This window comes from Bifidobacterium biavatii DSM 23969 (genome assembly GCF_000741165.1).
In the GTDB taxonomy this organism is placed as follows: Bacteria; Actinomycetota; Actinomycetes; order Actinomycetales; family Bifidobacteriaceae; genus Bifidobacterium; species Bifidobacterium biavatii.
This window is the reverse complement of record NZ_JGYN01000023.1, coordinates 35,126-59,212: the sequence shown is the minus strand read 5'-3', so window position 1 is coordinate 59,212 and position 24,087 is coordinate 35,126. Positions and strand designations below refer to the sequence as shown.

The 24,087-nt window shown below is 63.4% G+C and carries 17 protein-coding genes; 9 read left to right on the top strand and 8 right to left on the bottom strand.

The genetic code is table 11. From position 1 onward, the window contains the following. Position 1: 1 nt before the first annotated feature. The 4 genes from BBIA_RS08485 (at position 2) to BBIA_RS08470 (ending at position 9,182) form a co-directional block, all read left to right on the top strand. Positions 2 to 2,095, top strand: coding sequence for a DUF6049 family protein (locus BBIA_RS08485; protein ID WP_033495001.1), 2,094 nt, complete (start codon positions 2 to 4; stop codon positions 2,093 to 2,095). Further along, on the top strand, positions 2,092 to 6,318 hold the full coding sequence (locus tag BBIA_RS14680; protein WP_051923922.1) for a murein biosynthesis integral membrane protein MurJ: 4,227 nt from the start codon (positions 2,092 to 2,094) through the stop codon (positions 6,316 to 6,318). The genes BBIA_RS08485 and BBIA_RS14680 overlap by 4 nt, the downstream gene beginning before the upstream one ends. Before the next feature lie 318 nt (positions 6,319 to 6,636). Then, positions 6,637 to 7,593: a thioredoxin-disulfide reductase gene (gene trxB, locus BBIA_RS08475; protein WP_033494998.1), complete on the top strand. Its 957-nt coding sequence runs from the start codon at positions 6,637 to 6,639 to the stop codon at positions 7,591 to 7,593. 275 nt (positions 7,594 to 7,868) lie between these two features. Beyond that, complete coding sequence (locus tag BBIA_RS08470; RefSeq protein WP_033495030.1) at positions 7,869 to 9,182, top strand: ATP-binding protein; 1,314 nt, start codon at positions 7,869 to 7,871, stop codon at positions 9,180 to 9,182. Between the two features lie 166 nt (positions 9,183 to 9,348). Here the strand turns inward: BBIA_RS08470 and BBIA_RS08465 are convergent, their stop codons facing one another. The 8 genes from BBIA_RS08465 to rpmH form a co-directional block, all read right to left on the bottom strand. Beyond that, positions 9,349 to 10,875, bottom strand: coding sequence for a ParB/RepB/Spo0J family partition protein (locus BBIA_RS08465; protein WP_033494996.1), 1,527 nt, complete (start codon positions 10,873 to 10,875; stop codon positions 9,349 to 9,351). 2 nt (positions 10,876 to 10,877) lie between these two features. Beyond that, entirely contained in the window at positions 10,878 to 11,855 is a 978-nt protein-coding gene (locus tag BBIA_RS08460; RefSeq protein ID WP_033494993.1) for a ParA family protein, read from the bottom strand. Positions 11,856 to 12,186: 331 nt separating this feature from the next. Continuing rightward, positions 12,187 to 12,909: a 16S rRNA (guanine(527)-N(7))-methyltransferase RsmG gene (gene rsmG / locus BBIA_RS08455; protein WP_033495028.1), complete on the bottom strand. Its 723-nt coding sequence runs from the start codon at positions 12,907 to 12,909 to the stop codon at positions 12,187 to 12,189. Between the two features lie 99 nt (positions 12,910 to 13,008). Beyond that, the gene (locus BBIA_RS08450) at positions 13,009 to 13,536 is read right to left on the bottom strand and encodes a Jag family protein (protein WP_033494991.1); all 528 of its coding nucleotides are present in this window, start codon (positions 13,534 to 13,536) and stop codon (positions 13,009 to 13,011) included. A 168-nt stretch (positions 13,537 to 13,704) separates the two neighbouring features. After that, positions 13,705 to 14,715 (bottom strand): membrane protein insertase YidC, encoded by a 1,011-nt coding sequence (gene yidC / locus BBIA_RS08445; protein ID WP_033495026.1) that lies wholly within the window; start codon positions 14,713 to 14,715, stop codon positions 13,705 to 13,707. A 6-nt stretch (positions 14,716 to 14,721) separates the two neighbouring features. After that, positions 14,722 to 15,051 carry a membrane protein insertion efficiency factor YidD gene (gene yidD / locus BBIA_RS08440; RefSeq protein WP_051923928.1) on the bottom strand — a complete coding sequence of 110 codons (330 nt, stop codon included), beginning with the start codon at positions 15,049 to 15,051 and terminating at the stop codon, positions 14,722 to 14,724. 14 nt (positions 15,052 to 15,065) lie between these two features. After that, a complete protein-coding gene (gene rnpA / locus BBIA_RS08435) occupies positions 15,066 to 15,449 on the bottom strand; it encodes a ribonuclease P protein component (RefSeq protein ID WP_033494989.1) in 384 nt (127 codons plus the stop codon). 24 nt (positions 15,450 to 15,473) lie between these two features. Further along, positions 15,474 to 15,608: a 50S ribosomal protein L34 gene (rpmH, locus tag BBIA_RS08430; RefSeq protein ID WP_033494987.1), complete on the bottom strand. Its 135-nt coding sequence runs from the start codon at positions 15,606 to 15,608 to the stop codon at positions 15,474 to 15,476. A gap of 356 nt (positions 15,609 to 15,964) precedes the next feature. Here rpmH and dnaA point away from each other — a divergent pair, with 356 nt between their 5' ends. From dnaA to gyrB, 5 genes are all read left to right on the top strand, one after another. Continuing rightward, a complete protein-coding gene (gene dnaA / locus BBIA_RS08425; RefSeq protein ID WP_420796696.1) occupies positions 15,965 to 17,548 on the top strand; it encodes a chromosomal replication initiator protein DnaA in 1,584 nt (527 codons plus the stop codon). Between the two features lie 974 nt (positions 17,549 to 18,522). Continuing rightward, the gene (dnaN, locus tag BBIA_RS08415; protein WP_033494981.1) at positions 18,523 to 19,647 is read left to right on the top strand and encodes a DNA polymerase III subunit beta; all 1,125 of its coding nucleotides are present in this window, start codon (positions 18,523 to 18,525) and stop codon (positions 19,645 to 19,647) included. Between the two features lie 251 nt (positions 19,648 to 19,898). Continuing rightward, complete coding sequence (gene recF / locus BBIA_RS08410; protein ID WP_035138269.1) at positions 19,899 to 21,245, top strand: DNA replication/repair protein RecF; 1,347 nt, start codon at positions 19,899 to 19,901, stop codon at positions 21,243 to 21,245. After that, the gene (locus BBIA_RS08405) at positions 21,242 to 21,733 is read left to right on the top strand and encodes a DciA family protein (RefSeq protein WP_033494979.1); all 492 of its coding nucleotides are present in this window, start codon (positions 21,242 to 21,244) and stop codon (positions 21,731 to 21,733) included. The genes recF and BBIA_RS08405 overlap by 4 nt, the downstream gene beginning before the upstream one ends. A 253-nt stretch (positions 21,734 to 21,986) precedes the next feature. Next, complete coding sequence (gene gyrB, locus BBIA_RS08400; RefSeq protein WP_152600607.1) at positions 21,987 to 24,065, top strand: DNA topoisomerase (ATP-hydrolyzing) subunit B; 2,079 nt, start codon at positions 21,987 to 21,989, stop codon at positions 24,063 to 24,065. The last annotated feature ends 22 nt before the right edge of the window (positions 24,066 to 24,087 follow it).

The window sequence follows — 24,087 nt, the reverse complement described above, 5'->3', positions numbered from 1 at the left end:
CGTGAACCCCACCGCAGCGCGCGCAACCGCGCGAATCACCAAGACACTGCGCGCACTGCTAGCCTTGGCGCTCGCCGTGGCGATGTGCGCGGCGGTCGTCGCATGGCCGGCGCAGGCGTCCGCCGACGAAACGGGCGACGACGCAAACGCCGGCACTGGCATCACGATCGCCATCGACGCGGTCACCGCGGTCGTCACCGCAACATCCGGCTACCAGCTCAAAGCCACCGTTTCCAACGGTTCCCAGGACGCGCTGCCCGCAGGCACGCTCGACCTGTCCGCGAATCTCGGCTACATCTTCAACTCGCGCACCGACATGCAGGAATGGTCGCAGGGCGACGCGAACATCCCCATGATGGACGATCTGGGTAGCGTCGCCGTGCCCGCGCTCACGCCGGGCGCGTCCACGGCCGTGACCGTCTCCGCAAGCAAGGAATCGCTCGAGCGCATCGCGACGTGGGGTCCCAAGCCGATCCGCGTCAGCTACGTCAGCGGCGACGAACTGCGGGCGCAGACGCACAGCTTCCTCACCCGATCGTCGGACGGCCTGAACACGATCAACACGCCCGCGCTCAACCTGACCATCGCCATGCCGCTGCGTTCAAGCGCATGGCAGGTCAGCGACACCGCGTTCGAGTCGCTGGCAAGCGGTTCGCTGACGAGCTCGACGAGCGCCGCGACCATCGTCACGCTGGGCGAGGAGGCAAAGGCGGACCGCGTGTACCAGCAGCTGCTGGCGAAGCACCCGGCGCTGCAGATCATTGCCGATCCGACGATGCTGGCCGCAATGGACCTGCCCACGCAGGTGAGCGGCGTGATGCAGCCGTCCGGGTTCGACATGTCCGCGTACGGTTCGGACAACGCCGGCGCGTACGAGGCCGCCGGCGTGACAAGTTCCGCCTGGAACGCGGACGCGGCGCTGGCCGATTACCGTTCGGCGCTGGGCGACCAGCAGGCGTCGACCAGCGTGGTTGCGTGGCAGGGCAAGGCGAACTGGTCGCTGGCGTCGCTCACGGAGGCGAAGCGGCAGGGCTATTCGATTGTGATCGCGAACCACGAGTTCGACAACAGCGACGATTCGACCGTGCACACGGGCAAGATCGTCGTGCCCACGGACGCGGGCGACGTGACCGTGCTCACGCAGCAGCGCGTGCTCAGCCGGCTCGCGCAGGGCAAGGCGACAAGCGATTCGGCCGATGCTGAGCAGAGCATGGCGGGCCGCATCGCACGTTTCGTCGCGCAGAGCGCGTTCTACCAGATGGAGCAGCCGTACACGACGCGCAGCCTGCTGGTGTGCATGAACGCGAACGCGAGCGGCGCGATGGTCGACGCGCTGATGAGCGCGGCCGAAAGCGCGTCGTGGCTGAAACTGACCAACCTGTCGACGCTGAGCAAGGTCGACGCGTTCGCGTCCGGCGACGACGCGCTCGGCATGGTAGACGATACGGCGACGCTGACCGACGCGCAGTCGAGCGCGCTAACCGGCACACTGTCGACGCTCGCGTCCGACCGCGACCAGATCAGCCGCTTCGTCTCGTCCGTGCTGGTCGCCGACGGCAAGTCGACGCAGTGGAGCAACCAGCTGCTGGCCGCACAGTCGACGCTCGCACTGCACGCGATGTCCGGCGACAAGGCGGTGGTGAAGCGCATGACGGATGGCGCAGCAAAGCTGGCCGCGCGCCTGCTCGGCGGCGTGACGATCACCCCGTCCGAGTCGTTGACGGTGGTGAGTGAGACGGCGAAGATGCCGGTCACGCTGAGTAATGCGCTGCCGTACGCGGTGCGCGTGAAGATCTCGTCGATCACCGATTCGATGGAGATCGTCACGTCACGCAATGCGGAAACCGAGATTCCGGCGCGTTCCGAAGCGCAGGTCACGTTCTCGATCCGCGTGTCCACGTCCGGTTCGGCGAACGCGACGATCGCGCTGCAGGACCGCAACGGCCAGGCGTTTGGCGAGCCGCAGACGAAGCGGATCACCAGCGTGCTACAGATCAACGACATGAGCGGCTTTGTGATCATCGGCTTTGCAGTCGTGCTCGGCCTGCTTGGCCTGTGGCGTCAATTCCATCGCAAGAAAGATCCCGACGAATGAGTTCCAGCAGTTCCTCCCTCGGCCGCAATTCGATGATCATGGCCGCCGGCACGGCGGCCTCGCGCGTAACCGGGCAGGTCCGCACGATCCTGCTCGCCGCAGCGCTCGGCACGACCGGCATGGCGGCGAACGCCTATCAGGCCGGCGCGATGATCCCGCAGGCCGTGTTCACGCTCGTGTCGGGCGGCATTTTCAACGCGGTGCTCGTGCCGCAGATCGTGCGCACGCTGCAGCAGAAGGACGCCGAAGAGCGGCTCAACAAGCTCATCACGCTAGCGATCGCGCTGCTGGGCGGCATCACGCTGCTCATGGCCGCCGCAACCCCGCTGCTGACCATGCTGTACGTGCGCGGCACACCGGAGATGCTGGCGCTCACGAACGCGTTCACGCTGTGGTGCATGCCGCAGATCTTCTTCTACGGGCTATATACGGTGCTCGGCCAGATCCTCGCCGCCAAGGACCATTTCGGCACGTACGCATGGTCGTCGGTGGGCGCGAACCTGATCAGCTGCGCGGGCTTCACCGCGTTCATCGTGCTGTTCGGCCGTTCCACCGAACAGCCGGTCGGTTTCTGGACGGGCGGCAAGCTGGCGCTCACGGCCGGCACGTGGACGCTCGGCGTCGCGTTTCAGGCGCTGATCCTGTTCCTGCCGCTCACGCGCTGCGGCATCTGCTACCGGCCGCGCTGGGGCCTGTCCGGCATCGGCCTGAAGTCGATGGGTTCGGTGGCCGGCTGGAGCGTCGGCATCGTCGTACTCGACCAGTTGGTCAACATCATCACAACGAACATCACCACGTCCGCGCCGGATCGCGCGCGCACGGAACTCGGCATGAACATGCTCGACGTGGCCGGCAACGCGACGTATCAGAACGCGCTCACGCTGTACATGCTGCCGTATTCGCTGATCGCCGTGTCCGTGGCGACTGCCCTGTTCCCGAAGATCTCGCGCGCAATCGCCGAACACGACATCGCGGACGCGCGCGAAACGCTCAGCCAGTCGCTGCGCAGCGTGGGCGTGCTCATGGTGTTCTTCACGGTTGCGTTCATCGTGCTGCCGGTGCCGATCATTGTCGCGCTGCTGCCGTCGGTGAGCGTGAAGGAGGCGATGCTGATCGCCACGCCGCTGACGATGCTCGGCCTCGGCCTGCCGGTTTCCAGCGCGTATCTGATCATCCAGCGCACGTTCTACGCGTTCGAGGACGGCCGCACGCCGTTCATGTTCATGCTGCTGTTCAACGTGATTTTCGTCGCGCTGGTGCTTGGCGGCGCGGCGTTCACGTCGCCGACCGACTGGATCACGATGGTCGGCATCGGTTCGGCGGCCGGCCATCTGCTCGCGTTCCCGTTCCTGATCCCGTCATTGCGGCGCAGGTTCGAGGGCCGGCTGGACGGGCGTCGCATCGCCGCCGCATACGGCAAGGCGATTCTTGCCGGCGGCGCGGCGACCGTGCTCGGCCTGTTCGCGCGCGGTCCGGTGTACGCGCTGCTGGGTATTTGGACGAGCTCGGACGCGGCCGAAGCGCGGTCGCGCGACGCGGCAGCGGCGAACGGCGGCCATACGCCCACGATGGCGGACGCCATGAGCATGAACTGGCTGCAGGCGGTGGGCGCGTGCGTGCTGCTGACGATCACGATCACGGCCACGTATCTGATCGTGCTGTGGCTGCTGCGTTCGCGCGAACTCATCGATCTGGTCCGCCCGCTGCTCGCGCGTGTGACGCGTCGCGGCGCGGCCGACGCGACCACTGCGGCCACTGCGGTCGCGAACGGCGCGGGCAGCAGCACGGATAACCCCGCCAAGGCCGCTACCGGCGTCCCGCACGTACCATCCGAACCGCCGGCGCCGCCCGCACAGGACCACGCGCGGAATCGCGCACAGAATCCCGTGCGATCGGCGCGAAACGCGACGTCCGCGGCCCGGCCGGAAGCTGCAGCCATCCCTTCACCCTCGACTACACCGACGACTAGAATGGCACCGACGCCGGCGGCCGTACGGCCGCGATCGGCGCAATCACCATCGTTACATCAACCGTCGCGTCACAACGCACACGGAACAAACGGAGCAAACATGAAGCCTCAGCTGGGAGATACCATCATCAACCGCTACACGCTGGTGTCGCAGCTGCGCGAGGCCCCGGGCCTGCTGGCATGGCGGGCCAGCGACCGCGTGCTCACGCGCGACTGCCAGCTGTTCATCGTCACCGATTCGAGCGTGCTCTCCCAGGTCAACGCGTCCGCGGCGTCCCTCGCGCTCATGCGCGACCCGCGCTTTACGCAGGTGCTCCAGCTGCAGCACGACGAGCACATCGCCATCGTGATCACCCAGCTCGACGCCGGCCTGTCGCTCACCGAATACCTGCGCGGCCCGGCCGGACACATCCTCAGCTACGACGCGATCCGCTCGATCATGGGCGAACTGGCGAGCGCCATCGGCATGCTGCTGTCGCAGGGACTCGGCCACGACGCCATCTCGACCGACACCGTGCGCATCAGCGCAACCGGCATCCAACTCGCCGACATTCCGGTCAGCTCGATGATCGCCGACCTGTCCGGCGCAGACGGGCTGAAACTCGGCGAGGAAAGTCTTGCCGTACGCCAGCTCGCGGCCGTCCTGTACGCGCTGCTCACGCGCACGCCGTCCTCGGCCGACACCGTGTTCGACCTGAACCGCATCGGCGACGACGTGCCGGGCGAGTTCAAGCTGATCTGCAAGCGCGGCCTCGGCCTGCGCTATGGCAGCGAGGACCGCGACCTGCCGATGTCGTCGCTGGCCGAAATCGACGCGCTGCTCGGCCCGTGGACGCCGCTCAGCAAGCTGCACGAGCGCGACATCGCGCTGCCCGGCGTGGCAGGCGCGGAGACGATCACGACCACGCCGCTGCGCGACGTCGACCCGGCCGACATCATGGACGTGCCGTCGAGCGTGGTCAGCCGCATGGCGCTGCCGCCGCTGGCTATGGAAATGCCGCAGTACGCGTCCGCACTCACGTCCGACGACGTGGTCGACGTGACGCCGCTGGCCGGCGATTTCTTCCGCGCGTTCGACGGATCGCAGTCGTCGTCGACGGTGAACAACACGACCATGTCGCTGGACGTGTCGAGCATCCGCCACGAGCTGCATCACGACGATGCCGGCGTTGCGGGCGCGTCCGGCTCCGCGGCTGGCATTGCGGGCGGCGTGGGTTCCGGCGCCGTCGCCGACGCGGCGACCACCGTGCAGCCGCCGGTCGTCGACCCGATCGCGGCCGCTGCCGCGCAGTCAATGCCCACCGTGCCGATCCAGACGCATCCGCACGCCGAGCCGGTCGCAACCCCGGTCGCGCCGGTGCCGAACGCGGGCGCCGAGGAAGAGGGCGAGAAGACGATGATCATCCCGCCCGTGAACGCGCCCAAGCCGCCGAGCCTGCCGCCGGCGGCCGCCAAGGTGCCGTACGTGAATCAGATCTACAAGATCGAATCGCAGGACAACGACGTGTCCGACGAGGCGCTGCTCGGCAGCCTGCCGACCAAGATCGTGGCCATCGTGGTCGGCATCGCCGTGGTTGCGGCGGCTGGCTATTTCGCCGTGCAGGCGCTCAACAACGACAGCACGGGCAACATCACGAACGGCAGCTCCAATTCGGCCGATCCGTGGTCGCAGCAGAACATCGACGAGGTGCCGTTCGGCAACTCGACCAACGGGCAGTCCGGATCCTCGGATGAGAATTCCTCCGGGTCGGGTTCGTCTGGCTCTGGGTCTTCGGACAAGTCTTCCGGTTCGTCTTCCGGTTCGTCTTCCGGCTCGTCGTCTTCGGACAAGTCGTCTTCCTCCAACAAGTCGTCCGGCTCGTCCACAACCAAGAACACAGCCGACAAGAACGCGAAGAAGGTGCCTGAGCCGAAGTACGAGAACACCACGCCGTTGACCATCACGAGTCAGAACTTCGTGACGAACCCGGGCGGCCAGAGCGGCTTCGCGTTCGCGCTACACCTGAGCCAGCCGAGCAAGGTGTACCGCATGACGATCACGATCAACTCGTCCGGCGGCACGGGCTACGTGCGCGCGAACACGACCGGCGACCCCACGCAGGGTGAGCAGGTCGCGAAGTTCTCGTTCGCCGAGGGCGGCACCACGGAGGTCAAGTTCGACAAGGTCGTCACCGCGCAGGATCTGATCCTGTGGGTGCCGATGGACAGCCTGCCCGGCAACCAGCTCTATATCCAGAAGGTCGAACTCTTCTAGCCAATGCCCAAGCGGCGGCCGATGGCCGCCGCTTTTTTTGTTTTGTCATATGGCTGTGGGCATGAACGGGACATTATGGAGTCCGATTCGTGGGTATGAACGGGACATATAGGTGATTGTGGGTATAGACCGACCATACAGAGGAGGTTGTTGACCTGTACGTGGTCGGTCTATGCCCACGATCTTGTCAGTGGACGGGTAAATGAACGGTCTATGCCCACGAGCGCAATTCCGATCGCGCGGGCCATAACTTTTGTCTCTAACGCCGTGCGCGGACTGGCTGGGTTTCGTGCGCCCCGCATTGCTACAGTGGAGCGCATGAGCAACGACAACGCGAACAACGCGATTCATGATGCAGTCATCGTCGGTTCCGGCCCCGCCGGCTACACCGCCGCCATCTACCTCGGCCGCGCAGGCTACCAGCCGCTGGTGATCGCCGGCGCGCTCACGCCCGGCGGCCAGCTGGTGAACACCACCGAGGTCGAGAACTTCCCTGGCTTCCCGGACGGCATTCTCGGCCCGGACCTGATGGACGCGATGCAGAAGCAGGCCGAGAAGTTCGGCGCCGAGCTCGTCTACGACGACGTGGTTTCGGTCGACTTCTCCAGTGATGTGAAAACCCTCACGCTCGACGGCGGCGACGTGATCCGCGCCCGCGCGGTGGTGGTCACCACCGGTTCGAGCTACCGCAAGCTGGGCGTGCCGGGCGAAGAGGAGTTCTCAGGCCGCGGCGTCTCGTACTGCGCGACCTGCGACGGATTCTTCTTCCGCGGCAAGCCGATCGTCGTGGTCGGCGGCGGCGATTCCGCGTTCGAGGAAGCGCTGTTCCTGACCCGCTTCGGCTCGTCGGTCACGCTGATCCACCGCCGCGACGAGTTCCGCGCGTCGAAGATCATGGTGGACCGCGCGCGTGAGAACGAGAAGATCACGCTGCTCACGAACTCCGTGGTCGACCGCGTGAACGGCGACGATTCGGGCGCGACGTCACTGACCGTGCGCAACGTGGTGTCCGGCGAGACGAGCGAGGTGCCCGCGAACGGCGTGTTCGTGGCGATCGGCCACACGCCGTCCACCGGCTTCCTCGGCGACGCGATCGCGCTGGACGCCGACGGCTACATCACGGTCGACGGCGCGTCCACGCGCACGTCCGTCCCGGGCGTCTTCGCCGCGGGCGACGTGGTGGACCGCACCTACCGCCAGGCCATCTCCGCCGCCGGCATGGGCTGCCGCGCCGCCCTCGACGCCCAGTCCTACCTCAACGCTTTGGGCGAATAGCGACCCGGCGCTCCGGACGAATATCTCAGTCAAGCGTGCTCGCCGGCTCATATGCCGTTCAATCGGCATCATGCAGTCGGCGAACACGTTTTTCATATTCTGGCTCGCCATCCTCTCTTGTGCGCGGACAGTCTCTGCAACAGTTACCGCGTACGCCCTGCCATCCCCGCAGAATGGTTGGAAAATGCAATAAAATACCCCCTTTCTGGTTTGAAAATGCAATCAAAGAAAGATAAAATGGTTTGAAAATGCAACTCACATCCGAGGGGGCCATCTTGCTGGCAAGAAAGATCGAAGCTGATCTTGAGGCGTGGAGGACGTCTCCCAATCGTACGGCCCTGCTGATTACCGGCGCACGGCAAATCGGCAAAACGTACATCATCCGTCATTTCGCAAAAACGCATTACGAGCACGTCGTCGAACTGAATTTCATCGAAAATCCTGAAATGGCAACACTGTTCAGCACTCCGCGCGACGCCAGGAACCTGCTTATGCGGCTCGAATTGGCCACGAACAGCCCTATGGTGCCCGGAAAGACCCTAGTGTTCTTCGACGAAGTCCAACAGTGCAAGGAAATCGTCACGGCGATCAAATTCCTTGTGGACGACGGCCGGTTCGACTACATCATGTCCGGTTCGCTGCTTGGCGTCGAATTGGAGGACATTCGATCTATACCGGTGGGATACATGAGTGAATTGAAGATGCATCCTCTGGATTTCGAAGAATTCTGCTGGTCGCAGGGGGCGGGGAGCGACGTATTCGACATGCTGCGCGATTGCCTGCGCGATCGCAAGGAAGTTGATGGTTTCGCCCATGATCGGTTAATGGAACTGTATGCCAAGTATCTGGTTATCGGAGGCATGCCGGCGGCGGTTAGTTCGTTCGTGTCCGATGGCAGCGTCAGGAACGTGCGAACGATACAGGAAAATATCAAAAGGGAATATCGTCGCGATATCGGACAGTATGCCCGGAAAGAGGATCGGCTTCACATCAGGTCCATCTACGATCTGGTACCCAGCGAACTGAACAACCCGAATAAGCGATTCACGTTCTCCAAAGTCGAAAAAGGTTTACGTTTCCAGGCGGTGGCATCCGATTTTGACTGGCTGGTGGGCGCCGACGTGGCCATAGCGGCCTACAACGTGGATGAGCCGTGCACGCCGTTGGAGATGAGCAAGGAACGTAATCTGTTCAAACTCTTCTATAACGACGTCGGTCTGCTCACCGGCTCGTTCCTAAAAAAAACCGCGCTTGATGTGCTGAACGGGAATCCTGACATCAACTATGGATCCATCTATGAGAATGCCGTCGCACAGGAACTGGCCGCGCACGGCTTCGACTTGTATTACTACAACAGCAAAAAACTCGGCGAGCTTGATTTTCTTGTTCAGGATCGCAATGATGCAGTACTGCCCATTGAAGTCAAGTCCGGCAAATCATACAAAAGACATCATGCAATGGATGCGGTGCTGGCTCACAGCGAATACCATCTTTCCACCGGATACGTTTTCGGCCCGTGCAACATCGCCGTCGAAAACCGCATACTCTATCTGCCCGTGTACATGGCCGGCCTGCTCAGCAACGACTGACACGCATCCGTGACAATTGCTGCGCCGCCCTCGACGCCCAGTCCTACCTCAACGCGCCGGGCGAATAGTTCGACCGAATAATCGTTAGATACGCTTGTGCCCCGCATGCCTTTCCTCTTTCACAGAGAAAGGCATGCGGGCACAAGCGTATTGAATGTCTATCCGATCAGCGCCAGCCGGCGTTCGGATCGGCGGCGGCGTCGCCTTGCGGGGCGAGGAGGCCGAGGATGCGGTCCATGTCCTCGGGCGAGGAGAAGACGATTTCGATGCGGCCGTGCTGCTTGGAGCCCTTGATGGACACCTTGGTGTCGAAGCGGTTTTCGAGATGCTGCTGAATCGGCGAGTTGGCCCACGGATTGTTCTTGTTGGCGCGGGCCTTGCGCGGCTGCTCGCCGGAGGCGATCTTCATCGCGACGATCTCTTCAGTGGAACGCACGGACAGGCCCTCCGCGATGATGCGGTCGGCCAGCTTGTCCATCTCCGATTCGTCGGTCAGACCCAGCAGCGCACGCGCGTGGCCGGCCGAGAGCACGCCTGCGGCGACGCGCTTCTGCACGCTGGCGGGCAGGTTGAGCAGTCGCAGCGTGTTCGCGATCTGCGGGCGCGACTTGGACACGGACTTCGACAGCTGAGCCTGTGTGAGGCCGAATTCCTCGATCATCTGCTGGTACGCGGCCGCCTCTTCGAGCGGGTTGAGCGCGACCCGGTGCAGGTTTTCGAGCAGTGCGTCGCGCAGCATGTCGTCGTCGGCCGTGGTCTTGACGATCGCCGGGATCGTCGTCAGGCCGGCGAGCTGGGTCGCGCGCCAGCGGCGTTCGCCCATGATGAGCTCGTACGGGCTGTCGAGTCGCTCGTCGGCCGCTTCCGTGTCGCCGTTCGCGACGCGTTCGGCGACGTCACGGCGGGCCTGTTCGATCTGTGCGGCGGGACGCTTGCGCACGACGATCGGCTGCAGCACGCCGACTTCCTTGATGGACGCGGCAAGCTCGTTGAGCTCCTCCTCGTCGAAGACGGTACGCGGCTGGTGCAGGTTCGGCCCGATGTCGGTGGTGTTCAGTTCCGCGAGATAGCCGCCGAACACCGGCTTGAGTTCCGGTTCGTCCGCGTTGTCCTTGGTTTCACGTGAAACATCGGCCGGCTTGGCCGCACGGGACGACGCCTTGGTCGCAGCCTGCTTGCGATTGTGTGCAGCAGAGGATGACTCGTCGGACGCGGACTTGCCCGTGACCGGTACGGCCGTGGTCGTGTCGCCGAAGAACAGGTCGCTCGGATGTGCGCCGGCGTCGCCGATGCCCGGCATGGCCGCGCGCTTGGACTTGGACTTGCCACCCTTGCCGGCGTGCGCGGAACCGTTCGCCGACTGCGACGGCTTGGATCGGTCAACCGCGGGCGCGGTCACCGGCTGTGCCTGCGTGGACGCGGTGCTGATGACCTGTGGAATGGACGTGCGGCTGATCGGTGTGGCAGATGCTGCCGGCTCATCGTCGGCGCTGACAGCGTGGGCAACGCTGCCATCCTTTGCAGCGGGCGCAGCAGACGGCGCCGCAGCCGGCTTCGCCAATGCCTCGGCGACCGTCTTCTCCCGCTGAGCGGGCGTCATCGCCGACAGTTCGTCGAGCTCATGCTGGGCATCGCCGGGAAGGTCCGGGAACAGCGCGCCAAGTCCCTTGCCTAAACGCGACTTCGTAGCCATAATCAGTGTTCTCCTCGCTTGATTGCAATCGCTTCCAACGCCTGATCCGAACGGCGCGCCATCTCCAGAGCCGCCTCGCGATACGCCGTGGCGCCCATGCTCGACTTGTCATAGGCGATCACGGTCTGCCCGAAGCTCGGCGCCTCGGAGATCTTCACGGTGCGGGGAATTGTGGTGTCGAGCACGATGGACGGGTAGTGGTTCTTGACCTCCGCGTATACCTCGCGACTGAGCAGCGTACGGCGGTCGTACATGGTAACCAGCATGGTGGAGACGAGCAGCGTCGGGTTGAAGTGCTTCTGCACGAGGCCGATGGTGTTGATAAGTTGCCCGAGGCCCTCAAGCGCATAGTATTCGGCCTGGATCGGGATGAGCATTTCGTTGACGGCGCACATCGCGTTGATGACGAGCAGGCCGAGGCTCGGCGGGCAGTCGACGAACACGTAGTCGTAGTGCTTGTCAGCTTCGGCCAGATACTTGGTCAGCGCATCGCGCATAAGATTATTGCGGTTCGGCGAGTCAGCGATCTCGAGTTCCGCGCCGGACAGGTCGATGGACGCGGGCACGACGTCGAGCGTCGGGAAGTCCGGGCAGACCTGCTTGACGTCGGCGATGGTGCGGCGGCCTTCGAGCACGTCGTACACGGAGTCCATGCCGGAGTTGTGTTCAATGCCGAGCGCGGTCGACGCGTTGCCCTGCGGGTCCATGTCGATGACGAGCACGTTCGCACCGCCCTTGGCCAGTGCGGCGGCGATGTTGACGGCCGTGGTCGTCTTGCCGACACCGCCCTTCTGGTTGGCGACCGCGATGATGCGGGTTTCCTTGGGCTTGGGGAAGACCTGCGCTTCGATGGCGGCGTAGCGCTGCTTTTCCTGCGCGATCTGCATGCCCACCGAGGAATCGGAGGCCCCATTGCCGAAAATGCGGCCAATGGTCTGCTCTACCGTTTCGAATTCAGGTGCGCCGTTCGTGGTGGACACTGCTCCTCCTTCACCAGACAGTACGTTCCAGTTTCATCGTTCGCATGGACATGAAAACGGGTTCAAACCGGCTGTTTGGGCCGTTTTCAGACGCTGTTCGGACGCCATGGAAAGGCGTCGGGAACCCGTCCGGCCGGCTGTCCACAACTTTCCACATAGTTGTGCACACTATTGTGGATAACTGTGGATAACCTGTGCGTGCCGGGCGGTCCGGAGCGGCGCCTAATCCCGCTTCAATCGCCGGAACTCCGGCGTTTATTCCTGAACGCGACGTGAACTGCTCATCATTGTGGATAACTTTTTCTCACTGTGGATAATGTGGATAACTCGGTCAGCGCTTGTCCACCAGCACCACGTGCGTGGGCTCGAGTCCGGGGCCGACTTCCGCCTCGACCACGCGCGGGCGCACTCCCCCACGCTTGGCGATTTCCTTGGCGGCCTTGTCGATTTCGGCCTGTGCGGAACGGCCTTTGAGCGCGACCAGACGGCCGTGCGATTTGAGCAGCGGCAGCGTCCAGCCGGACAGCTTGGTCATGGGCGCGACCGCGCGGCACGTCGCCACGGCAAACGGATACAGCCCGTCGCGTTTGCGGATGCGCGCGATGATTTCCTCGGACCGCGCGCGCACGATCTCGACATTCTTCAGCCCCATCTCATGCACGCATTCGTCAAGCCATTCGACGCGACGCTCCATCGGTTCGATCAGCGTGAACCGGTGGTCCGGCAGGCATGCGGCCGCGACGATGCCGGGAAAACCGCCGCCGGAACCGATATCCGCAACGGTCTTGTACCGCTCGCCCCGCGTCGTTTCGCGGATGAACGGCACCACGGCCGCGGAGTTGAGAATATGACGCTCCCATACGATAGCCACGTCGCGCGGGCCGATCAGGCCGCGCGGTTCGCCCTCGCGCATGAGCTTGTCATGGAAGATCTCCAGCTTGGGCAGCGCGTCGCCGAGCACTTGGGCGAGGATCGGCGATCCGTCGAGTTCGTCCGTCGCGGGAACGGACGGTTCGGCCGATACGGATGACTCGACCGACACAGCGTCCGTCACGACATCGTTCGCAGCCGCACGCACGGCGGCATCATCCTGCGCGCCGTCCGCAACGTCACTGCCGCGAACGGTTTCATGTGAAACATGATCCGGCACGGATCACTCCTCCGTCTCGTCGACGTCGGCTGCGTCCTCCGCGTTCGCGCGCAGGTACACCGTCACGTAACGGCGCGGCTCCTCGCCGTGCGAACGCGACTTCAGGCCTTCCTCGCGCACGACGTCATGCACGACCTTGCGCTCGAACGAATTCATCGGCTTAAGGTTCACCGGCTCGCCGGTCTCGCGCACCTCGTCGATCGCGTCGAGCGCGATGTCGCGCAGACGCTGGCGCTTGTGCTTGAGGAACCCGTCGACGTCCACGATCAGATGCGAACGCTCACCGGTCTTCTGCTGGACGGCGAGACGCGTCAGCTGCTGCAGCGCATCGACCACTTCCCCATTGCGGCCGATGAGATGCTTGATGTCGGTGTCGTCGTCGGCGACGATCTGCACCATCGGACGATTGTTGCGCACGCCCATCTCGATGTCGCCGTCGTAGTCGGCGATGTCGAGCAGGCCCTCCAGATAGTCGGCAGCGATGTCAGCTTCCTCATTGAGCTGATCGATCGTCCTTTCGTCTTCCGCCATGTCCACTACTCCTTGTCCAGCGAAGGGTCGATTGTCAAAGTCTGCAAACCAGTCTAAACCAAAGGTCTCGCGGGAAACGAATCATGTCCGTTATCATGTCCGTTTCCCGCGAGACCATCATGTCGCGCATGTCGCGCAGGTCACGCCCGTCGCGTCAGCGCGACGTCGTTACTTCTTCTTGCCGCGGTTCTTGCGCTGCGGCTGCTCGCGCTGATAGCCCTGCTTCTCCCTGAGTTCGGCGGCTTCCTTGGCCTTGATGAGCTTCTCCTCCTCGAGGCTCGGCTCGCCGGCCTTGGCGCGGCGTTCGTTCTCGCGCTTGTGGTCGCGGATTTCCTTGTCCTTGGCGGCCGGGGAGCCCGGCGTCGGGAAGGCGTACGCCTGCCACATGGTGCGGGCGAGGTTGCAGATGTTGTTGGTGAGCCAGTAGACGAGCACAGCGAACGGCATGGTCACGCCGGAGAAGATGTACATGATCGGGAAGACCCACAGCATGCCCTTCTGCATGGTGGCCGCCTGACCGACCATCGCCTCCGGGTTCATGTTGCGCTTCTGGCTGAAGTACGTGGTGAACCACAGGCAGCCGCACATGAGCAGGACGAAGACGCCGATGATGATCTTGCCATGCGTGGCCGCGGTGGAGAACACGTCGGTCACGTTCACGCCGAACACGGTGGTCTGCGAGAACTGCTGCGCGGTGGCCACGTCGAACGCGCCGAGCGGCGCGCGCTTTTCGCGGGCGATGTACGGGATAGCCGAGAGTACGTAGAACATGCACATGAACACCGGCGACTGGATGAGCATCGGGAGGCACGAGCCGGCCGGGTTCGCGTCGTTGTCCTGATACAGCTTCATCATCTCGCGCTGCATGGCCTCTTTGCTGGCCTGGTCGTTCTTGCCCTTGTACTTGTTCTGGATGCGCTGCATCTTGGGCTGGATTTCCTGCATCTTGCGCATCGACTTCATCGTCTTGTAGTACAGCGGGAACACGCACGCGTGCACGACAAGCACGAGGAAGATGATCGACAGCACCCACGAGAAGCCGATGGGCGACATGCCGAGCAGAGTCAGGAACTTATGGAAGACGGCCATGATCTGGGTCATCAGCCATTCGACCGGGGTCAGCAGCTTGTACAGCCAGCCCCAGAAGCCGCTGTCCAGCAGGAATTTGTCGTAATTGATCATCGCTTAGGCCGTCTCCTTATGTTGCGCATGGCCGTCATCGGACCGCGGTCCGGGACCGTCTTGCCAGGCCAGTGGTGTCAGTCGGGGCTCCTCATGGGCCTTCGACCACGAAAATCGGTAAAACACGGAATATCGCTGCGGAACGTCATCGATGCCGCCGCGGCTCCACGGCCGGCAGCGCAGCAATCGCAATGCGGCCAACAGTCCCCCGCGCAGCGCGCCGTATCGTTCCAGCGCTTCGATCGCGTATCGCGAACAGCTGGGATAGTACTTGCAGCAAGCGGGACGATTCGCGGAAATGGCGCGCTGATACCAGCGAATCGCGCGAATCATGCCGTCGGCGACGGTCATCGGCCGTCACGCTTCGCGGCCGCGTTCGCGCATTTACGCGACACCGCGGCGAACAGCGACGACACCTGCTCGTCCAGCGATTGGAAGTCGGCCGTCGCGGCGCTCGGTTTGGCGCGCATGACGACGTCGCAGCGCTCGGGCAGGCTGGATTCGTACCGTCGCGCGAGCACGCGGAAACGTCGCTTCACCGCGTTGCGGGTCACCGCGTGACCCACCGCTTTGGATACGGCAAGACCGACGCGCCGCGCGGACGTCGCCGTATCGCCCAAAACTGAGGAATCGTCGCGCACTAGATAGTGCACGACGATATCCTTGTCGCTGACTTTACGGCGGCGCTTGAGCACGGTGACGAAATCACGATGGCTCCTGAGCCGCTCCACGTCGGTTACTGCCGTTGCCGTCGATCAGGCGGACAGGGAAGCGCGGCCCTTGGCGCGGCGACGGTTGATGAGCGCGCGGCCAGAGCGGGTGCGCATGCGCACGCGGAAACCGTGCTTCATGTGACGACGGCGGTTGTTCGGCTGGAATGTCCTCTTCATAGTTGTAGCTCCCGGTGTTTTTAGCCGCGCCAAAGCACGGCTCCTCATGAGTCAAGCTATACCAAAGTACTCTTACCCCTGCCCACAAGTCAAAACGCCGAGCGGGTTTTCACATTCCGAACAGCGGCGTGGGCGCGGCACGACACGCGGAAACGTTGAAAAATCAGGCGGATGCGGCGCAAAGTTATCCACAAATTACACGGATGTTATTCACATTCCAGTATTTGCAACACGCAAGCCTGTGGATAACTTCCAGCTTTCGGAGTAAAAATGGTCTGTTGTCGTAATTATTCGTTCGAGTGGAGGAGGCCCGCATGGCGCACACGCCGCAGGACCCCGCCGCGCAGGCGGCCCGCATCTGGGCCGACGCGCTGGCTCTGCTCAAACATAATTCAAAGCTGACCGCCCGCGACAAGGGCTGGCTCGAAGGCGTGGTGCCCGAGGCCGTGTTCGGTACGACCATCGTACTGAGCGTGGAGAACCTCGCCACGCAGCAGGCGCTGCAGAAGGAACTGAACCAGCCGCTGCTGCACGCGCTGAGCATCGCGTCGGGAACGTCGATGTTCCCCGCGTTCAAGGTCGAGCCGCGTCAGGAGCAGCCCGCTGAACCCGAGCCGGAACCGGTCTCCGCGCAGCAGGCCAAGCAGAACACGTTCGCCAAGGAGTTCGACGCGCGGTCGGCGCCGACCGTCTCCGACCTGAGCCAGGACGCGTACCGGGCGGACGAATCCGCGCCGCGCATCAACCGTCCGCTGCCGACCGTCGCCACGCCGTCGGTCAGGCCCGCGCCAGCCGGCACGATGCCCGCGTCCATGCCGTCGCAGCAGTCCATGCCGTCGGCGATTCCGGAAGGCACGTTCACGGCGAGCCGCACGCAGGTCGCGCGCGATCCGCAGACGCATCTGAACAAAAACGCGACGTTCGACACGTTCGTTCCCGGCGATTCCAACCGTTTCGCGCGAACTGTGGCATTGGCCGTGGCCGAGGGATCGGGGCGCGACTTCAATCCGCTGTGTATCTACGGCGGGTCGGGCCTGGGCAAAACCCACCTGCTGAACGCGATCGGCAACTACGCGCTGGTCAAGGACCCGACCCTGAAGGTCCGCTACGTGACGTCCGAGGAGTTCACCAACGAATTCATTGAGGCGCTGAGCGACACCAACAAGAGTCAGGGCCAGATCGCCGAGTTCAACCGCCGCTACCGAGAGGTCGACGTGCTGCTCATCGACGACATCCAGTTCCTTGGCGGCAAGGAAGCAACGCTCGAGCAATTTTTCCATACGTTTAATGCGTTGTACCAGGCGAACAAGCGTATCGTCATCGCGTCCGACGTGGCGCCGAAGAACCTCAAAGGGTTCGAGGCGCGACTCATTTCCCGCTTCGAATCCGGCTTGCCGGTCGACGTGAAGCCGCCGGATCTGGAGACGCGCATCGCGATTCTGCGCATGATGGCGTCGATGAACCACACGAACATCCCCAACGACGTGCTCGACCTGATCGCCGAGCGGTTCACCGAGAACATCCGCGAGCTGGAAGGCGCGCTCACCCGAGTGACGGCCGTCGCATCGCTCAGCAACCAGCCGGTTACGCCGGCTTTGGCCGAGCAGACGCTGCAGGACTTCTTCACCACTGACGTGGAGATCAAGCCGACCGACATCATCGGGCAGGTCGCCAAGTACTTCCATCTCACGTTCGACGACCTGGTCGGCCGAGGCCGCACCAAGAACGTGTCGATCGCGCGCCAGATCGCCATGTACCTGTCGCGCGAGAACACCGGCATGTCGCTGGTGGACATCGGCGAGGTGTTCGGCGGACGCGACCACACCACGGTGATGCACGCGGTCGAGCAGATCAACGCGAAGATGCAGCAAAAGCAAGAAATTTATAACTACGTGATGGAACTGACCCTTCGTCTGAAGCAACACTCCAACGACGACTGACGATCGGGCGGACTCCCCTGTCCACCACAATCGTTTTCAGCGAACGTTTTCGGCGGTTTTTCCGGCGTCCCGGAAAAACCGCCGTTTTTCGTCTCCACGCGCGATTCTCCCGGTTTGAGATGCCACGGAGCAGCCGATCCCGTCCGACTCCCAGAATCGCGCGTGACGAACGATTTTGCGGGTTTTGGGGAGCGGCGCGGAAAATGGGCGAAAACGTTCATCAGGAACGATTGTGGTGGATGGCGCAGAACCTCACGGTCGGCGAAGAATCATGCGCGGATGATGCATGCCATGACGAAACGGGTCACCGCGGGCGACTGCAGCGAGCTGATGTCCGGTCGGGTGCCTCTTCAAGCAGCGGCATCGAGGTCACCAAAGTGACCGAGATACGAAAACGAATAGCACATGAGACGAGCCACCTGGAAAGCGTTGTCCGAGAGGATGGCGCTGAGCGAACGATTTTGGGCGTTTTTCGGAGTGCTCGAAAAAAGCGCCGATTTTGGTGTGTGGGCGCGATTCTGGTGGACGAGCGGTCGTGAAACAGCTCGGGAAACGTCGCGACACGCCCGGGTTGAGCATCATCTGCGAGAAAAGTTATCCACACCCTTTTCCACAAATGTGGGTAAATCCTGCGGATAACCCGTGGATAACACCGTCACTCACTGTGGATAACTCGTGGATTACTTGCCTTCGAATGTGGACAACTCAAACTCGACGTCACCACTGTGGATAAGTCGCCTACTTGTCCACACATTTTCCAGAAGTTATCCACAGCGGACCGCATCCGGTCAGCCGTTCTCCACATTGGGAAAACTCCACTTATCCACAGTTTCCACCGTGCTTATTACTACGACTACTTTACTCACTTGCGTAGCTCGTCGTCACCATCATCACGGCTCGCCTCCGTCTCGCGACGTTTCGGTCCCAGCCCGGATACAATGAACCGCAGTACACCGAAGTGAAAGTAGGAACCCATGAAAGTCGAAATCGATTCCGCGGCTCTCGCCGACGCGGTGGCCTGGACCACGCGCGTCATCGACGCGCGCCCGGCCAACCCGATCCTCGCCGGCATCAAACTCGAGGCGATCGACGGCACGCTGCAGCTTTCCGCGTTCAATTACGAAATCTCGGCGCGTCACCACATCGAAGCTGGCATCGACGAACCCGGTACCGCGCTGGTGCTCGGCAAGCTGCTCGCCGACATCACCAAGTCGCTTCCCGCCGAAAAAACGTATCTTTCGACGAACGAGTCGACCATGACGATCACGTCGGGTAAGTCGACGTTCACCATGCAGCTCATGCCCGATACGGAATACCCAGATTTGCCCGTCGTTCCGGCAAAACTCGGCCAGGTCGACGCGCCGACGTTCGTGCAGGCGGTCTCCCAAGCGTGCGTTGCGGTTTCCCGCGAGGAGAATCGACCGGTGCTCACCGGCGTTCGCGTCCAGTTCAACGGGGACAAGGTCGTCATGACGTCGACCGACCGTTTCCGTTTGGCACGTGCGACGTTCTCGTGGACCCCGCAGAATCTCGATGTGAACACGACGACGCTGGTGCGCGGCTCGTTGCTGCGCGACATTGCGCGTTCGCTCGACGAACATCAGAACGTGATCGTCGATTTCGACGAGGATTCCGCGTCGTTGCTGGGATTCGAGAACGCCGGCCGAGTCTCGACGTCGCAGCTGATCGACGGCGAGTTCCCTGCGGTCGATCGTTTGTTCGCCGACGACTACCCGATTCAGGCGGTGGTCGATCGCCAGAAGCTGATCGGCGCGATCAAGCGAGTCGCGCTGGTCGCCGAGCGCAACGCCCCAATCCGCATGGTGTTCTCCGGGCAGGAGATCACGATGTCTGCCGGCGCGGTCGACGAGGCCCAGGCCCAGGAAATTCTTGACATCGATATGGATGGCGACGACATCACCGTCGCGTTCAACCCGTCGTATCTGATCGAGGGCCTGTCCGCGATCACCGAACCGTACGTGCGCATGAAGATGACGACCGCCGTCAAGCCGGTCGAGTTCAATGGTCAGCAGGAGGCGGATTCCGATGAGTCGATGGACTACCGCTATCTGCTCGTGCCGATGCGCATCACTGCCTGATTCGAGGATCCTAGGAAACAAGCCACGGTAAGCGCTTTCCGGATTGCGGGAAGACCATACGGAAAGCGCTTACCAAACTGACTGCCGTACACCACGCATCAACGGACGTCATTTCACTGGCGTTTTACTGGATTTGACGTGACGGGTTTCCTGACCGCCCCCTCGGTAGCTGAGTGGCGACTCCACTGCCGAGAACAAGAAGGGTCGAGAAAAACCGAACAGCCAACAATCATTTTTGGGGAGGATCACCGGTGCATGTCTCGCGTCTGGCGCTCGACCGCTACCGCTCATGGGAGCACTGCGTGGTCGACTTCACGCCCGGTGTGAACATTCTGCAGGGCGCGAACGGCATGGGCAAGACCAATATCGTCGAAGCCGTCGAAGTCCTCTCCACTGGCTCCAGCCACCGCACGTCGTCCTCTCTGCCGCTCGTCGAACGCGGACAGTCCTCCGCCGTCATCCGCGCCAACGTCGTCAGCGGGCCGTCTGCGGGCCTCTCGGCGCCGGACATGACATCCAATGCCAACATGGGCGAAACGGGCGCCTACGGGGCGTCCGGCGCGGTTCACGGACAGTCAGGCGCGAACGAATCGGCCGCGACGCCGGCAAACGCGGACGGCGAGACGACCGTCACCACCTACGAGCTCACCGTCGCGGCACGCGGTGCGAACCGTGCCCGCGTCAACGGCGGCAACTCGCTGTACATGCGCGACGTGATCGGCCGCATCCCCAGCGTCTCCTTCACACCGGAAGACCAGCGGCTCGTCGCCGGCGACCCGGCCTCGCGACGTACTTTCCTCAACCAGGCCGGCGCGCTGCTTATCCCCGGCTACACGGATCGGCTGCAAACCATCGCGAAAATCGCCAAGCAGCGCGCCGCTCTACTCAAACAGCTCGGCGCGCGCGACGTCGTCCCTGCGGCCGCCGACGCAGCCCTGAGCGGGCTGGAAATCTGGACCGGACAGTTCATCGAACTCGGCGTCGCCGTCACGCGCGACCGCCGGCGCATCGTCGACATGATCGCCGAACCATTCGCCGCGATCTACCGCAGCCTCGCCGGTGACGACCAGCGCGCGCAGCTCGCGTACGAACCGTCGTTCGACGAGATCTTCCTGACCGACGATCCCCTACCGCGCATCAGCGAACACTTCCAGCGCATCTACCCCGGCGAAGTCGCGCGCGGGCAGAACCTGATCGGCCCCCACCGCGACGACCTGTCGCTGCTGCTGGCCGGCATGCCGGCGCGCGAATTCGCGTCGAACGGCGAAATGTGGACGATGGCGCTCGCGCTCAAAATGGCGCTGTTTGACGTGGTTGCGCGCGAACGCGGCACGCGGCCGATCGTCATCCTCGACGACGTGTTCGCGCAGCTCGACGAGTCGCGCCGCAGCCAGATCCTCGGCTTCGCCTCGCGGCAGGACCAGGTGCTCATCACTGTCGCCGCGGCCAGCGACATCCCCGACCTCGCCGGACGCGCGGACACGAACGTGATCGACGTGGGCGCGCTCAAACGTACGCAAGATGAGTACCTGCACCCCGACCTGTCCGCGCTGCTGGGAGCGGACGCCGCGCGCGGCGGGAAGACGGTCACGGCATGACGCCGCCGATCGCGAAGACGCTCAAACTGGACGAGCGCAAACTGCCGGCGCAGGTGTTCGACCGACTCGCCGAACGCGGTGGATACATCATGCGCGACCGCAAGGCGCGCGAAGAAAACAGCGAAAAGGCGTGGGAGAACTTCGGTAAGCCCGGACGCGACCCGAGCAGCCTCGACAGCGTGCTCGGCGTGATCGCCGGCGCCGGAAACTGGACGCCCCAGCTCAAAATGGCGCAGCTGCGCGACCACTGGGACCAGGTCGTCGGCCCCGGCATCGCACAGCACTCCACCGTGGCCGACCTGCGTGACGGCGTGCTCGTCATCCGCACCGAATCGCCCAACTGGGCGACCACGCTCACCTATATGATTCCCCAGCTCACCGCTACGATCCGCGAACGCCTCGCCGGACTCGACATCCGCGAAATACGCGTGAGCGGGCCCATGGCGCGGCGGGGCGGCGGATATCGCGGGTACCGGCGTCGCTATTAGGTTGCATTAGGCCGCGCGGAACCCTGCAAAACCGCGTAAAGCCGCTAATTTCGCTGCTAAGGGCGGTGTCGGCGTACGCGACTAGACTTACGTGCAGTATAGGTAAATGGCTGGAAGGGGCCGTTATTCGCGTTTTAGGGCATATCGCCCTTGCGAGTAGCCGCTCGGACGCGGCAAATACGCAGAAAGGAATCTTGTGGCAGACGAAGCAGATTCGCTCGACGGTTCCACTGATCAGAACATCACCAAACCCATCACCGACAAGCAAGCCGAACTCGACGCAGCGGCCGAGCAGATCAACAACGACGAGCTCGTCGACGCGCAGCTCGACGACAGCATGTCCCCCGACCACTACGACGCGAGCGATCTGAAGGTCCTCGAAGGCCTCGAGGCCGTGCGCATCCGCCCGGGCATGTACATCGGCTCCACCGGCCCGCGCGGCCTGCACCACCTCGTCTACGAGATCGTCGACAACTCCGTCGACGAGGCGCTCGCCGGCTACGCGACGCACATCGAAGTCACGATCCTGCCGGACAACGGCATCCGCGTCGTCGACGACGGCCGAGGCATCCCGGTCGACGAAGTGCCCGGCGAAGGCGTCTCCGGCGTCGAGACGGTCATGACCAAGCTGCACGCCGGCGGCAAGTTCGGCGGCGGCGGATACGCGGTCTCCGGCGGCCTGCACGGCGTCGGCATCTCCGTCGTCAACGCGCTGTCCACGCGCGTCGACATCGAAGTGCGCCGTCAGGGCTTCCACTGGACGCAGACGTACATCAACCAGCATCCGACCGCCCGCCTGGCCAAGGGTTGCCCGATGGACGAGAACGAGTCCACCGGCACGTCGGTCACGTTCTGGCCGGACGGCAAGATCTTCGAGACGACCGTCTACGACTTCGAAACGCTGCGCGCCCGCTTCCAGCAGATGGCGTTCCTCAACAAGGGCCTCAAGATCAGCCTCACGGACCTGCGCGAGCCCGATATGGCCGGCGACGAGGTCGCGGGCCAGGACGACGGCGACGAGCCGAAGCACCAGACCGTCACGTACCAGTACGCGAACGGCATCAAGGACTACGTCGACTACCTCGTCAAGTCCCGCAAGGCGACGCCGGTCGAAGAGGACGTGATCGACTTCGAGGCCGAGGACCTCAAGATCGGCATCTCCGCCGAGATCGCGATGCAGTGGACGACCGCGTACTCCGAGGCCGTGCACACGTTCGCGAACACGATCTCCACCACCGAGGGCGGTACCCACGAGGAAGGCTTCCGCGCCGCGCTCACCAGCCTCGTGAACCGCTACGCGCGCGAAAAGAACATCCTCAAGGACAAGGACGACAACCTCTCCGGCGACGACGTGCGCGAGGGACTCACGGCCGTGGTGTCCGTCAAGCTCACCACCCCGCAGTTCGAAGGCCAGACCAAGACTAAGCTCGGCAACTCCGAGGCGAAGACCTTCGTGCAGCGCGTCATGACCGACAAGCTCGGCGACTGGTTCGACGCGCATCCGAGCGAGGCCAAGAACATCATCCAGAAGGCCATCGAGGCGTCCCGTGCGCGCATCGCCGCCAAGAAGGCGCGCGAGAACACGCGCCGCAAGTCGATCTTCGAATCGGCCGGCATGCCTGACAAGCTCAAGGACTGCCAGTCCAACAACCCCGAAGAGTGCGAGCTGTTCATCGTCGAGGGCGATTCGGCAGGCGGCTCCGCGATCCAGGGCCGCAATCCGGAGACGCAGGCGATCCTGCCGTTGCGAGGCAAGATCCTCAACACCGAGCGTGCGAGCATCGACCGCATGATGAAGTCCGACACGATCGAATCGCTCATCACGGCCGTCGGCGGCGGCTACGGCGAGGACTTCGACGTGAGCAAGGTGCGCTACCACAAGGTCATCATCATGGCCGATGCCGATGTCGACGGCGCGCACATCGCCACGCTGAACCTCACGCTGTTCTTCCGCTACATGCGACCGATGATCACCGCCGGCTACGTGTACGTGGCCATGCCGCCGCTGTACCGCCTCAAGTGGACGCGCGGCGACCACGACTTCGTGTACACCGACCGCGAGCGCGACGAAAAGCTCGCCGAGGGCAAGGCGGCCGGCCGTCAGCTGCCCAAGGGCGAAGGCATCCAGCGCTACAAGGGTCTGGGCGAGATGACGTACCAGGAGCTGTGGGAGACCACCATGGACCCGGAGCGGCGCATCTTGAAGCAGATCCACATCGAGGACGCGGCGGCCGCGGACGAGACGTTCTCCATGCTCATGGGCGACGACGTGGAACCGCGTCGTTTGTTCATCCAGAGGAATGCGAAGGACGTGCGCTTCATCGACGCCTAGGCGGCGATGAGGAAACGGCACA

Excerpts from the sequence above, each read along its gene's own strand:
- BBIA_RS08465 (WP_033494996.1), bottom strand. The coding sequence starts at position 10,875 with ATGGCTACGAAGTCGCGTTTAGGCAAGGGACTTGGCGCGCTGTTCCCG.
- yidD (WP_051923928.1), bottom strand. The coding sequence starts at position 15,051 with ATGATTCGCGCGATTCGCTGGTATCAGCGCGCCATTTCCGCGAATCGT.
- trxB (WP_033494998.1), top strand. The coding sequence starts at position 6,637 with ATGAGCAACGACAACGCGAACAACGCGATTCATGATGCAGTCATCGTC.
- BBIA_RS14680 (WP_051923922.1), top strand. The coding sequence starts at position 2,092 with ATGAGTTCCAGCAGTTCCTCCCTCGGCCGCAATTCGATGATCATGGCC.
- BBIA_RS08450 (WP_033494991.1), bottom strand. The coding sequence starts at position 13,536 with ATGGCGGAAGACGAAAGGACGATCGATCAGCTCAATGAGGAAGCTGAC.
- rpmH (WP_033494987.1), bottom strand. The coding sequence starts at position 15,608 with ATGAAGAGGACATTCCAGCCGAACAACCGCCGTCGTCACATGAAGCAC.
- BBIA_RS08405 (WP_033494979.1), top strand. The coding sequence starts at position 21,242 with ATGACGCCGCCGATCGCGAAGACGCTCAAACTGGACGAGCGCAAACTG.
- dnaN (WP_033494981.1), top strand. The coding sequence starts at position 18,523 with ATGAAAGTCGAAATCGATTCCGCGGCTCTCGCCGACGCGGTGGCCTGG.